15 protein-coding genes are annotated in these 12,765 nt (G+C 60.5%); 4 read left to right on the top strand and 11 right to left on the bottom strand.

The window, feature by feature from the left end; translation table 11 throughout:
* Positions 1 to 91: 91 nt before the first annotated feature.
* From ACR0K1_RS11440 to deoD, 3 genes are all read left to right on the top strand, one after another.
* Positions 92 to 2,059 carry a protein meaA gene (locus ACR0K1_RS11440; protein ID WP_480850661.1) on the top strand — a complete coding sequence of 656 codons (1,968 nt, stop codon included), beginning with the start codon at positions 92 to 94 and terminating at the stop codon, positions 2,057 to 2,059.
* A gap of 125 nt (positions 2,060 to 2,184) precedes the next feature.
* The gene (locus tag ACR0K1_RS11435; protein ID WP_480614236.1) at positions 2,185 to 2,502 is read left to right on the top strand and encodes an H-NS histone family protein; all 318 of its coding nucleotides are present in this window, start codon (positions 2,185 to 2,187) and stop codon (positions 2,500 to 2,502) included.
* An 18-nt stretch (positions 2,503 to 2,520) separates the two neighbouring features.
* Positions 2,521 to 3,234 (top strand): purine-nucleoside phosphorylase, encoded by a 714-nt coding sequence (deoD, locus tag ACR0K1_RS11430; protein ID WP_480614234.1) that lies wholly within the window; start codon positions 2,521 to 2,523, stop codon positions 3,232 to 3,234.
* A 562-nt stretch (positions 3,235 to 3,796) separates the two neighbouring features.
* On the opposite strand, the gene ACR0K1_RS11425 is transcribed toward deoD, so the two are convergent.
* From ACR0K1_RS11425 to ACR0K1_RS11380, 10 genes are all read right to left on the bottom strand, one after another.
* Positions 3,797 to 4,576, bottom strand: coding sequence for a succinate dehydrogenase iron-sulfur subunit (locus tag ACR0K1_RS11425; RefSeq protein ID WP_480850658.1), 780 nt, complete (start codon positions 4,574 to 4,576; stop codon positions 3,797 to 3,799).
* Positions 4,577 to 4,589: 13 nt separating this feature from the next.
* Complete coding sequence (locus tag ACR0K1_RS11420) at positions 4,590 to 5,216, bottom strand: sulfotransferase (protein ID WP_480614230.1); 627 nt, start codon at positions 5,214 to 5,216, stop codon at positions 4,590 to 4,592.
* 85 nt (positions 5,217 to 5,301) lie between these two features.
* Positions 5,302 to 7,107 carry a succinate dehydrogenase flavoprotein subunit gene (sdhA, locus tag ACR0K1_RS11415; protein ID WP_480614227.1) on the bottom strand — a complete coding sequence of 602 codons (1,806 nt, stop codon included), beginning with the start codon at positions 7,105 to 7,107 and terminating at the stop codon, positions 5,302 to 5,304.
* Positions 7,108 to 7,125: 18 nt separating this feature from the next.
* A complete protein-coding gene (gene sdhD / locus ACR0K1_RS11410) occupies positions 7,126 to 7,497 on the bottom strand; it encodes a succinate dehydrogenase, hydrophobic membrane anchor protein (protein ID WP_480850655.1) in 372 nt (123 codons plus the stop codon).
* 12 nt (positions 7,498 to 7,509) lie between these two features.
* Positions 7,510 to 7,896 (bottom strand): succinate dehydrogenase, cytochrome b556 subunit, encoded by a 387-nt coding sequence (gene sdhC / locus ACR0K1_RS11405; RefSeq protein WP_480614223.1) that lies wholly within the window; start codon positions 7,894 to 7,896, stop codon positions 7,510 to 7,512.
* A gap of 214 nt (positions 7,897 to 8,110) precedes the next feature.
* Entirely contained in the window at positions 8,111 to 8,773 is a 663-nt protein-coding gene (locus ACR0K1_RS11400) for a DUF1194 domain-containing protein (protein ID WP_480614221.1), read from the bottom strand.
* A 66-nt stretch (positions 8,774 to 8,839) separates the two neighbouring features.
* Complete coding sequence (locus ACR0K1_RS11395) at positions 8,840 to 9,868, bottom strand: MaoC family dehydratase (RefSeq protein WP_480614219.1); 1,029 nt, start codon at positions 9,866 to 9,868, stop codon at positions 8,840 to 8,842.
* Positions 9,868 to 10,074: a DUF1737 domain-containing protein gene (locus ACR0K1_RS11390; protein WP_480614217.1), complete on the bottom strand. Its 207-nt coding sequence runs from the start codon at positions 10,072 to 10,074 to the stop codon at positions 9,868 to 9,870. Before ACR0K1_RS11390 ends, ACR0K1_RS11395 begins: the two co-directional genes overlap by 1 nt.
* 12 nt (positions 10,075 to 10,086) lie before the next feature.
* The gene (locus ACR0K1_RS11385; RefSeq protein ID WP_480614215.1) at positions 10,087 to 10,641 is read right to left on the bottom strand and encodes an NnrU family protein; all 555 of its coding nucleotides are present in this window, start codon (positions 10,639 to 10,641) and stop codon (positions 10,087 to 10,089) included.
* 6 nt (positions 10,642 to 10,647) lie between these two features.
* Positions 10,648 to 11,505 (bottom strand): HpcH/HpaI aldolase/citrate lyase family protein, encoded by an 858-nt coding sequence (locus ACR0K1_RS11380; protein ID WP_480614213.1) that lies wholly within the window; start codon positions 11,503 to 11,505, stop codon positions 10,648 to 10,650.
* Between the two features lie 178 nt (positions 11,506 to 11,683).
* On the opposite strand from ACR0K1_RS11380, the gene ACR0K1_RS11375 reads away from it, so the two are divergent.
* Positions 11,684 to 11,983 (top strand): hypothetical protein, encoded by a 300-nt coding sequence (locus tag ACR0K1_RS11375; protein ID WP_480850652.1) that lies wholly within the window; start codon positions 11,684 to 11,686, stop codon positions 11,981 to 11,983.
* On the opposite strand, the gene ACR0K1_RS11370 is transcribed toward ACR0K1_RS11375, so the two are convergent.
* Positions 11,980 to 12,735: a sulfite exporter TauE/SafE family protein gene (locus ACR0K1_RS11370; protein ID WP_480614209.1), complete on the bottom strand. Its 756-nt coding sequence runs from the start codon at positions 12,733 to 12,735 to the stop codon at positions 11,980 to 11,982. The two genes, ACR0K1_RS11375 and ACR0K1_RS11370, sit on opposite strands and share 4 nt — an antisense overlap.
* Positions 12,736 to 12,765: the final 30 nt, after the last annotated feature.

Genomic DNA, 12,765 nt, shown 5'->3' with positions numbered 1-12,765 from the left:
GCCGCAACGCAGCGAATTGACATGTCCCGAAAATTGCGCTTTAGAACGTCTGAACGTAATTTTGTTGCTCAACGTGAATCGAGGCCCGCTTATGACGCAGACGCAGAAAGACCGCCCCTGGCTGATCCGGACCTATGCCGGACATTCCACCGCCCAGGCCTCGAACGCGCTGTACCGGGGCAATCTGGCCAAGGGTCAGACCGGGCTGTCGGTGGCTTTCGATCTGCCGACCCAGACCGGGTATGACAGCGATCACACGCTGGCGCGCGGCGAGGTCGGCAAAGTGGGCGTGCCGATCTGCCATCTGGGCGACATGCGGGTTCTGTTCGACCAGATTCCGCTGGAACAGATGAACACCTCGATGACGATCAACGCAACCGCGCCGTGGCTTTTGGCGCTGTATATCGCGGTGGCCGAGGAACAGGGCGCGGATGTGTCTAAACTGCAAGGCACGGTGCAGAACGACCTGATCAAGGAATACCTGAGCCGCGGGACTTATGTGTGCCCGCCCAAACCCTCGCTCAAGATGATCGCGGATGTGGCCGAGTATTGCTATTCCAACGTGCCGAAATGGAACCCGATGAACGTGTGTTCCTATCACCTGCAAGAGGCGGGTGCTACGCCGGAACAGGAACTTGCCTATGCGCTGGCCACCGCAATCGCGGTGCTGGACGAATTGCGCCCCCGTGTGCCTGCCGAGGACTTCCCGGCGCTGTGCGGGCGGATTTCCTTCTTCGTGAATGCCGGCATCCGCTTTGTCACCGAAATGTGCAAAATGCGCGCTTTCGTCGATCTTTGGGATGAGATCCTGCAACAGCGCTACGGCGTCGAGAACCCCAAGTTCCGCCGATTCCGCTATGGCGTACAGGTGAATTCGCTGGGCCTGACCGAGCAGCAGCCGGAAAACAACGTCTACCGCATCCTGATCGAGATGCTGGCCGTCACCCTTTCCAAGAAGGCCCGCGCGCGCGCCGTGCAATTGCCCGCATGGAACGAAGCCCTGGGCCTGCCCCGCCCATGGGATCAGCAATGGTCGATGCGGATGCAGCAGATTCTGGCCTATGAGACCGACCTGCTGGAATATGACGACCTGTTCGATGGCAACCCCGCCGTGGATGCCAAGGTTGAGGAATTGAAAGAGGGCGCGCGGGCCGAACTGGCCAATCTGGACTCGATGGGCGGCGCGGTCGCTTCGATCGAGTACATGAAATCCCGTCTGGTGGATTCAAATGCCGAGCGCCTGAACCGGATCGAGCGCAACGAAACCGTCGTTGTCGGCGTGAACAAATGGATCGACGGCGAACCCTCGCCGCTGCAGACCGAAGATGGCGGCATCATGGTTGTCGATCCGGCGGTCGAGCAGGAACAGATCAACCGCCTGAACGACTGGCGCAGCGAACGCGACGACACAGCGGTTAAGGCGGCTCTGGCGGCGTTGCGCGAGGCGGCGCAGACCGGGGCCAATGTGATGGAGCCGTCCATTGCCGCTGCCAAGGCCGGGGTCACCACCGGCGAATGGGCCGAGGAGATGCGCAAGGTCTACGGCACCTATCGCGGCCCAACGGGCGTTTCGGGGTCGGTGTCGAACAAGACCGAAGGTCTGGACGACCTGCGCGCCGCCGTGGATGCCGCCAGCGACCGGCTGGGCCGCCGCCTGAAATTCCTGGTCGGCAAACCGGGGCTGGACGGACATTCGAACGGGGCCGAACAGATCGCATTCCGCGCCCGCGATTGCGGCATGGATATCAGCTATGAGGGTATCCGCCTGACGCCCGAGGAAATCGTGACCTCAGCCATCGAGGACGACGCCCATGTGATCGGCCTGTCGATCCTGTCCGGCAGCCATCTGCCCCTGGTTCAGGACGTCATGACCCGTATGAAAGACGCAGGTCTGGCGCATATTCCGGTGATTGTCGGCGGTATCATTCCCGATGAAGACGCGGAAAAGTTGAAATCCATGGGGGTGGCGAAAATCTACACGCCCAAGAATTTCGAGTTGAATTCCATCATGGGTGACATCGTGACCCTGGTGGATCCGCAATCGATAGCGGCGGAATAACGACCACTTTATCCCAAACTTCCCAATACCTATTTCCGATCAAACGGGAATGGAATATACCGGCATTTGCAATTCATACGGATACGTATGTTTGCCGTGATTCAATACAGGTACGGAGAAGAATGATGGGGATCAATCTTGAAAGCATGTCGCGAAAAGAGCTGCTGAACTTACGCGATAATGTCGAAAAGGCGCTTGTGAACGCCGAGAAACGCGAGCGTCAGGAAGCGCTGAAAGCCGCGGAAAAGGCAGCCGCCGAATTCGGATTCTCGCTGTCCGAATTGTCGGGCGATGCACCGCGCGGCGCTAAGGGGCCGAAAGCAAAGGCAAAATACCGCAACCCGGCCGCGCCGGATCAGACCTGGACCGGTCGGGGCCGCAAACCGCAATGGGTTCATGACGCATTGAAATCGGGTGCGGATATTTCCGAGTTGGAAATCTAAAACAGGGCGTGTTTCGGAATGACAATTCATATCGGCGCTGAAAAAGGTGAAATTGCGGAAACCGTTCTTTTGCCCGGTGATCCGTATCGGGCGAAATGGGCGGCGGAAACATTTCTGCAAGATGTTAAACAAGTCAATAACGTCCGCGGAATGCTCGGGTTCACCGGAAATTGGAAGGGAAACCCTGTTACCATTCAGGGCAGTGGCATGGGGATGCCGTCCCTTTCGATCTACGTAAATGAACTGATCCGCGATTACGGGGCCAAAACGCTGATCCGGATCGGCTCGTGCGGCGGCATGCAGGAAAGTGTCAATGTGCGCGACGTCATTCTTGCGATGACCTCAACCACGCTCAGCACCCCGTCGCGCGGCATCATGAAGGAGTTGAACTTCGCCCCCTGCGCCGATTGGGACCTGTTGCAGGCCGCCGCCGCAGCAGCGCAGGCCAAGGGCACACCGACCCATGTTGGCGGCATCTATTCGTCTGACGTGTTCTATGACGAACGCCCCGATCTGAATGAACAGATGGTCCGGCATGGCATTCTGGGCGTCGAAATGGAGGCCGCCGAGCTTTATATCCTCGCCGCGCGCCACAAGTGCCGGGCTTTGGCGGTTTTGACGGTCTCAGATCATCTGCTGACCGGCGAGGCGCTGCCCTCATCCGACCGCGAAAGCAGTTTTGGCGATATGGTCGAAATCGCACTGCAGACCGCCTTTCCCGAGGCGACCTGACACTCGTCGGGCAGGGCTTGCCCCTGCCCGCTCACTCTCGCTCAACAGAGTTCCGCAAACATTGCGTCGGGCTGTCCGCCCCCTCATGCTCTGCCCCGCAAAAGGTGCAGACCCACAGACCCTCTTTGCGGTGTTGCCGCCAGCGGCAATCGCGGCTGAGAGATGAGGATCGCGCGCGCCAGATAAAATAGGCGAACACTCCGGCGGCAAGAAGAAGAAGCAGAACGGGCATTTCATTTCAATGCCCATTCCAACCGGTGTTGGCAAGTTCGATATATTTCGGCTCAGGCCGCGTTTGCGTATTCAAACAGGTCCGGCTGGTCCGCCGTTTTGACCGGAACGGGCTGTGGAGTGTAATAGGCCCAGGCCTGCTCGAGCAGTTCCAGTGCCTCTTCTGCCTGCGATTTTTGTTTTGGCTGTGTTTGTCCTCATCGGAGTGATCCTGACTTGATCTCATCACTCCTCCCTGCGCTCGGATTAGGGCGTGCTTACGGGCAGCGCCTCGCATAATTTTGCAATCTGGGCATGCGCTTGCCGCAATCCGGCAAGCGCAGGGCGCGCATCAGATGGCGCGTTCGACCATCATCTTCTTGATCTCGGCAATCGCCTTGGCCGGGTTCAGACCCTTGGGGCAGGTCTTGGCGCAGTTCATGATGGTGTGGCAGCGATACAGCTTGAACGGGTCTTCCAGTTCATCCAGACGCTCGCCCGTGGCCTCATCCCTGCTGTCGATGATCCAACGATAGGCATGCAGCAGCGCGGCGGGGCCAAGATAGCGGTCACCGTTCCACCAGTAGCTGGGGCACGAAGTCGAACAGCTTGCGCACATCACGCATTCATACAGGCCATCCAGCTTGCGGCGGTCCTCGATGGATTGCTTCCATTCTTTCGCCGGACGGTTGGTCTTGGTTTCCAGCCACGGCATGATGCTGGCATGTTGGGCATAGAAATGGGTCAGGTCGGGGATCAAATCTTTGACCACCGGCATATGCGGCAGCGGATAGATTTTCACGTCGCCCTTGATCTCATCCATGCCGTAGATACAGGCCAGCGTGTTGATCCCGTCGATATTCATCGCACAGGAGCCGCAGATGCCCTCGCGGCAGGACCGGCGGAAGGTCAGGGTCGGATCGACCTCGTTCTTGATCTTGATCAGCGCGTCCAGAACCATTGGGCCGCAGGTGTCCATATCGACAAAATATGTATCCACGCGCGGGTTCTGCCCATCGTCGGGGTTCCAGCGGTAAATCTGAAATTTGCGCACATTGGTTGCGCCTTCGGGCTTGGGCCAGGTCTTACCGGTGGTGATCCGGGAATTCTTGGGCAGGGTCAGTTGAACCATCTCAATTCTCCATTCAGCCTGTCCGGGCGCGTTTTGACGCGCCGCGATTGTAGTGCCCCCAATGGGCAATGTTCACATCAAAATCGGATGAGAGCCAGTCCGCGATTGCCTGCGGCGTGTCCTCATCGATGTCAAAGCGCAGGAACCGGGGGTTGCCGTCGAAATAGGCTTCGACCTCGGCGTGGTGCACGTCGTACATGTGCGCCCAGCCCCGTTTCACTTCATCCGCCGTCTGGCCGTTGGCCTTGCAGCAGCGTTCGAGATAGCCGCCATTGGCGTGATGCGCGCGGGACGCGATCCAGTCGTCGCGGTTGCGTGTGTTCAGCAGGAAATAGGCATCCGGATAGGCCTCGAGCAATTCGCGAAAGAACCGCGCGCCATCGACCATGAAGCGGCCGTTGACAAAGGCCAGATCGGCAAAGGCACGGGTCGCGCCGAACCCGTCCAGCGGTTTGCGGCCCATGGCGATATTCGTCATCATCCGCTGCGCCAGGTTATCGCCCTTGTCATCCACCCAATGCACCGACGGGATGCCGTTGGCCTGAAACAGCTTGTGGAACGAGGTCGTCGCACAGCGATTCAGACCGATCAGCAGGATCTTCGGATCGCTTCCGGTGGGTTGCAGAACCTGAACCGTCATGAGGCGCACCCGGCAGGGCGCTGCGCGCAAAGGCCGCACGCTGTACCCGCTTGGTTATGACGCCTGCGCCCCACTGCGTCGCCCCTTAGAACGTCCGCGCCTTGGGCGCGATTTTCTTGAGGCTGATGCCGCCCTGATCCTCGGTGGTCAGCGGATCGACAATCACCGGGCGATAGCTGAGCTCGACCTTGTTGCCATCGACCCGGGACACGGTATGGACACGCCAGTTCTCATCATCCCGCTCGGTGAAATCCTCATGCGCATGGGCACCACGGGATTCCTTGCGCGCCTCGGCCCCGACGATGGTGGCCAACGCGCTTGGCATCAGGTTGGTCAGTTCCAGCGATTCCATCAGGTCGCTGTTCCAGACCAGCGAGCGGTCCGAAACCTTCAGATCGTCCATCTTGGCGGCAATCTCGGTCATCTTCTCGACCCCTTCCGCCATGGTTTTGGCGGTGCGGAACACGGCTGCGTCCTGCTGCATGGTCTTCTGCATCTCAAGCCGCAGATCGGCGGTCGGAACCGCCCCACTGGCATTGCGCACCGCGTCGAACCGATCAAAGGCCATGTCGACCGAGGCCTGATTCAGTTCCGGGTTCGGCGCGGCGGCATCAACCACCTTGCCAGCCCGGATCGCCGCCGCGCGGCCAAAGACCACAAGGTCGATCAGCGAGTTCGACCCCAGACGGTTCGCCCCATGGACCGAGGCACAACCGGCCTCACCCACAGCCATCAGGCCGGGGACCACGGCGGTCGGATCATCGGCGGTCGGGTTCAGAACCTCGCCCCAATAGTTGGTCGGGATACCGCCCATATTGTAGTGCACGGTCGGCAGAACCGGGATCGGTTCCTTGGTGACATCCACACCGGCAAACACACGGGCGGATTCCGAGATGCCCGGCAGGCGCTCGGCCAAGGCCTCGGCGGGCAGGTGGCTGAGGTTCAGGTGGATGTGATCGCCGTCGTCGCCGTGCCCACGGCCTTCGCGGATTTCCATGGTCATGGAACGCGAGACATAGTCGCGCGGCGCAAGGTCCTTGTACTGGGGCGCATAACGCTCCATGAACCGTTCGCCTTCTGCGTTGGTCAAGTATCCGCCCTCACCCCGCGCGCCTTCGGTGATCAGGCAGCCCGAGCCGTAGATGCCGGTCGGGTGGAACTGCACGAACTCCATATCCTGCAGCGCCAGTCCCGCGCGGGCCACCATGCCGCCGCCGTCGCCGGTGCAGGTATGGGCTGAGGTCGCGCTGAAATAGGCCCGGCCATAACCGCCGGTCGCCAGCACCACCATCTTGGCGTTGAAGACATGCATCGTGCCGTCGTCCAGCTTCCAGCAGACAACGCCCTGACACTGCCCGTCCTCGGACATGATCAGGTCGATGGCGAAATATTCGATATAGAACTCAGCATTGTTCTTCAGCGACTGACCATAAAGCGTGTGCAGGATCGCGTGGCCGGTCCGGTCGGCGGCGGCACAGGTACGCTGCACGGCGGGGCCTTCGCCAAACTCGGTGGTGTGGCCACCGAAGGGGCGCTGATAAATCTTGCCCTCTTCGGTCCGGCTGAACGGCACGCCATAGTGCTCCAGCTCGTAGACCGCCTTGGGGGCTTCACGCGCCAGATATTCCATCGCGTCGGTGTCACCCAGCCAGTCCGAGCCCTTGACGGTGTCATACATATGCCACTGCCAGTGATCAGGCCCCATGTTCGACAGCGACGCCGCGATGCCGCCTTGTGCGGCAACCGTGTGCGAGCGGGTCGGGAACACCTTGGTCACGCAGGCCGTGCGCAGGCCCTGTTCGGCCATGCCCAGCGTCGCCCGCAGACCGGCCCCACCGGCGCCGACCACGACCACGTCATATTCGTGTGTTTCGTATTCGTATGCAGCCATTTCTTTCAGCTCCGGGATTTAAAGGGCAATACGCGCGATGGCGAAGATGCCAGCGGCAGCCGCGCCGTAGGACAGGCAGGTGGTCAGGATGATCAGCACCTTCTCCATGGTGCCGTGCACATAATCCTCGAGCATCACCTGCGCGCCTTCGGCAAAATGTTTGAACCCGACCGCCAGCGTCAGCGCCGCGACAATCGCCGGGAAGGGGCGCGAGTAATAATCCAGCACCACGTCATAGGGCTGACCCAGAACCGGGCCGAATGTGAAGATGAACAGCGGGACAAGGATCAGCAAAGCCACCGAGCTGACCTTCATCCGCCAGAAATGAGCCGTACCCGCCTTGGCCGATCCCAGGCCCATCGCGCGTTTGCGGTCCGTCAGATAACGCATGTCAGGCCTCCTTTACGCGACGATCAGCAGGGTGAGCAGGGTCAGCACGACCGAGCCGATGACAACCGCCCAGCCCAGCTTGGTTGCTGTGGGCAGGTCCAGCCCCAAAGCGTTGTCCCAGATCAGATGACGGACGCCCGCCAGCGCGTGATACCAGATGCCCCAGACCGACAGCGCCATGACCAGATCGCCCAGAACCGAGGTGATCACCCCATTTGCAACCGCAAAGGCCTCGGGCGAGGTCGCCGCAGCGAGGAACCACCAGACGATCAGCAGCCCGGCGATGATCAGGGCGTTTCCGGTGATGCGCGTCAGGATAGATGTGACCGACGTCAGCTGTGGACGATAGATCGACAGATGCGGCGATAACGGGCGGTTGCCCCGATTGACATCGGCCATGGCGGCTCCTTTTCGGTTGGCTTCCGATGGTTTTACCGTTTTTTCCACGTCTGTCACGTGCTGCAGCTGCAAAAAGGGTTAATTTTGCCTCAAAATGGCGGAATGTCGCGCTATGTGATCACACAAAATAATCTCGTGATCACAAAACCTATTCCACCCTTTCAATGTTAGCGATTTCAACGGCGAAGCGTTGTGATCACGAATCTGCACGGCCTCATTTCAGGGCCGCGGTTTGCTGCGTCACTTCGCGCAGAAGCTTTTTTCGAATTCGCTCGGGGTAATCGTCGAATCCGGCGGCTGAAACGACAAACGCACCTTCGCCGACGATCACGTTTTCAAAGAAATAGGCGGTCAGGTCGGGCTCGCTTTCTTCGATGGCGATGGCGTTCACCGTCACGCCCCGGCTGCGCAGAAGGCTGTGAACCTGTGTTGGCTCGACCCCCTCGTTCGATATTCCGTCGCCCGAGATGTCGATCAGCAGGCGCTTGCAATCCGACACGGTGTCGAAACTGGCAATCGTGGCTTCAAGCGCTTCGCCGATCGCGGTCGAGAAATTGCGCCAGACCCTTGGGTCGGCGGCCACCTGATCCGCGAAGCTGTCCAGCGCATCGAAACTGTCGATCCGGGTCCAGGGGATCGTGATCCGCTGGCGTGACGCGCCGGTCCACTGGACCAGCATCAACCGCGCCTGCCCCCTCACCAGCGCCTCGGAAACCACCGGATCGCGCAACCCGGTGGCAAGCCCGTCCATCTGAATGCGGTACTCGTTGCTGTCGACCGAGCCCGACACATCCACCGCCAGCGCCAGTGCAAGGTCGCAGGCCCAGACGGGCGGGGCCAGAAACAAACAAACAGCAAGGGACCGAAGCAAAACCATGGGCGCAGGTTAGCACGGATGGCGCGCCCTGCCTTCCTCAGAATGTCGTGACAAGAGCGGCGAAGGTCAGAGCGGCATCAACGCCCAATAATCCAGATCCAGCAACACGTCGGGCAGGTATTTGCCATCGGCATTGCGCAGTTCAAACGGCGCTCCGCCCTTGGTCGCTACCAGCCGCAGGCGCAGCGCGCCCACGCCCGGCACATCTGTTTCGGCCTTGTCCAGAACCTCGGACCACGCCTTGATCGTATTGCCCGCAAAACACGGGTTGGCATGCGCGCCACCGTTCAGGCCCACGATCATCTGCGCATTGGCCAGACCGTTGAACGACAAGGCCCGCGCCATCGAGATCACGTGACCGCCATAGATCAACCGTCCCTCGGGGCGGAAGGTCAGGTCGAAATGCACCTTGGCGGTGTTCTGCCACAGGCGGGTGGCCAGCATATGCTCGGCCTCTTCCACGGTCACGCCATCCACATGGTCGATGGTTTCTCCGACTGCGTAATCGCTCCAGCGATGCGGCTCGCCGGACCGGGCAAAGTCGTAGGTCGTGAAATCGAGGCCCTGCGGAATGACAAGATCACTGGGGTCCAAGACCTTTTTCAACTCGGGCACCAACGTCTCGGGCGCAGGCACATCGAGGTTCGATTTGCGCACCATCACCCAGCGGACATATTCGATGACCACCTCGTCATGCTGGTTCAGCCCGCGTGTCCGCACCCAGACAACACCGGTCTTGCCATTTGAATTCTGCTTGAGGCCGATCACCTCGGAATCCGACCGCAGCGTGTCGCCTGGATAGACCGGCTTCAACCAGCGCCCCTCGGCATAGCCCAGATTGGCAACCGCATTCAGCGAGATATCGGGGACCGTTTTGCCAAATACCACATGGAACGCCGCCAGATCGTCGATGGGGCTTTGCGGCAGGCCAGAGGTCCGCGCGAACTCATCCGAGGAATAGAGTGCATGGCGCGCGGGGTAGAGCGCATTATAGAGCGCCCGTTCCCCATCGGTCACGGTGCGCGGCACCGCATGATGCAGCACCTGCCCGACAGAATAATCCTCGAAAAAGTTACCCGGATTGGTTTTTGCCATTATTGCTGTCCCAGTTTCATTTCGGGGGAATAGTCGGCTTCGACCTCTTTGGTGACAGCCTGCGCACAGCGCATCACGTTGTTGGCCGCGTCAAAGGCGTAGTCCGGGTCGCCATGAAGCTCCCATCCCTTTGCCAGCGCATCGGACACTTTGTGGCAGAAGGCCGAGGTGTCTTCCTCGGTCAGCAGACGGTAGAGTTTTGCCATGTGATTAACCCCTTACGATCCGAACGGAGACGGGCCGACCAGCCCGTGGATATAGCCGATGATGCCCAGCAGCACGATCGAGGCGACAAAGAACATCGCATCCTTGCCATAGGTGCCGGGCTCGCCGGGGGTCCAGTCGGGTTCGGATTTGTTGATTGTAACTATCTCGACGATAGCCCAGGCCAGCAGGCCGCCGAACAAGATCAACGACGCAGGATCATAGTTGACCAGCAGATGCGCAAACGCCCAGAGCGAAAACCCGAGCAACATCGGGTGTCGAAGCCCAGAAAACAGACGGCCTTTGGTGCCGGCCGGACTCATCATCCAGATCCCGATCAGGACCAGCAGATTGTTCACGTGCTTCAATCCGGGCGGAGTAACGATTGTGTCGAAAGAATCGGCAGTCCGATAACCGAAGACCATCAGCAATATCGCCGCCACCAGCGCCAGCGCGACAGCACCCTTGCCCGCATCGCCCATCGCCGCGCGGCGCTCGGGCATCACGCGTTTGAACAGATGCGCGGCCCACCAAAGCGCCACGCCAAGGATCAGAAGAACAAAGCCCATGCTGGCTTACCCCGCTTGCAAAGCTGAAATCGCCTCTGCTTTTGCCAGAATTTCGCGGGCGGTTGCAACGTGCAGGTTTTCCACGATCTTGCCATCGACAACGGCGACGCCCTGCCCCTGTGCCTCGGTCTCTTCGAAGGCGGTGATCTGACGACGGGCCAGATCGATCTCGACCTCCGAGGGGGCAAAGGCCGTGTTGGCGACATCCACCTGCGCCGGGTGGATCAGTGTCTTGCCGTCAAAGCCCATGTCGCGCCCCTGCTCACATTCGGCGGCCAGACCTTCGGCATCCTTGAAAGCGTTGTAGACCCCATCCACGATGATCAGCCCCTCGGCCTTGGCGGCCAGCAGGCACAGGCCCAGCGAGGTCATCAGCGGCAGGCGATCCGGGCGAAAGCGGGTTTGCAATTCCTTGGCCAGATCATTGGTTCCCATGACAAAGCCGGCCATCAGCGGATGCGCCGCGATCTGGGGCGCGTTCAGCATCCCGCGCGGGGTCTCCATCATCGCCCAGATCGGCAGATCACCGGTGATCGCGGCCAGTGCTTCCACATCCGCCGCCGAATTCACCTTGGGCAGCAGCACGGCATCGGCATCCATCCCGCGCACCGCTTCGGCATCCGCACGGCCCCATTCGGTGTCCAGCCCGTTGATGCGCACGATCTTGACCCGCGCTCCGTAGCCTCCGGCAGCCAGCGCCGACTTCAGCGTTTCCCGCGCATTGGCCTTTTCATCGACGGCGACGGCGTCTTCCAGATCGAAGATGATCGCATCAACCGGCAGGCTGCGGGCCTTGTCCAGCGCGCGATCTCGCGAGCCAGGGATGTAAAGAACAGAGCGATAGGGGCGTTGACGCGAGTCCACTGGCCTCTCCCATTGAAATAATGTTGCGCGAAATGGGGCATTTTTTGGCGGAAAGTTCAAGGGCAAAATCGCCGCAGCGCAGCATTTCCGGCAATTGACGCAACGTGCGCTGCCTTAACGCGATTTCGGCCTGCGGATTGCACCCTGACTGGCAGATGGAATCGAATAGGGGTGAGCGATGAAGAACACGCTTCTGAACATGACGATCGGGCTGGGTATCATGGTGCTGGCGGCGCAACTGGTCAGCGCACAGAACTGCGCGCCACGGGCAGATGTGGTGCAGCGGCTGGCCGAGACCTATGGCGAAACGCGCCTCAGCATCGGCATCGCGCGGCAGGGCGCGGTGATGGAGGTCTATGCCTCGGACAAAACCGGCAGCTGGACCATCACCGTGACTTTGCCTGAAGGTGTGACCTGCCTGATCGCCTCGGGCCAGTCGTTTGAGGCCTTGGCCGACGCTCTGCCGCCCAACGCCTAGGTCAGCGCATCCCAGATCAGTTTGCTGCCCGTCAGGGTCAGCAGCACGTAGGCGATGCCAAAGAACAGGCGTTCGGACAGCATGAAGTGTGCCCGAACGCCAAGCCATGCCCCCAGGATGGCGAACGGGGTCAACAGCAGATCGGCCAGCGCCGTGTGCCATGTGAACAGGCCCAGATAGGCGAAGGGCACGAATTTCACCGCGTTGATCACCCAGAAGACCAGCACTGTGCTGGCCTGGTATTCCGTCTTCGACAGGCGCTGCGACAGCAGATAGACGGCGGCAGGTGGCCCGCCCGCATGGCTGACGAAGCTGGTAAACCCGGCGATCAGCCCTGCAAACAGCCCCGCCGAGGGCGGCAGACGATTGGCGAACCCGCGAATCCAACCCTTGGACTGAGCGACGTGCCAGATCACGAATCCAACCGAAATGCCTCCGATCAGCAAACGCAGCAGATCGTCATCGGTCGCGCGATACAGCCACGCGCCCAACGCCACACCGGGCACTGCACCCAGGATCAAAAGGCGTGCATCCGGCCAGCTCCAGCGTTTCCAGTAAGGCCGCAGCGTTGCCACGTCGATCACCATCAGGATCGGCAACATCAGCGCCAGCGCCTGTCCGGGCGTCAGGATCAGCGCCAGAATCGACGAGGACGCAAAGGCGACACCGGACCCGAAACCGCCCTTGGATATCCCCGCAAAAATCACCGCCGGGATCGCCACGGCAAAAAACATCAGGTTCAGTTCGAACATCGGGCGTCCCGTCAATCGGCGTGTGTCACA

Source organism: Ruegeria sp. F5 (genome assembly GCF_056533845.1).
This window is presented reverse-complemented; position numbering and strand designations above follow the sequence as displayed.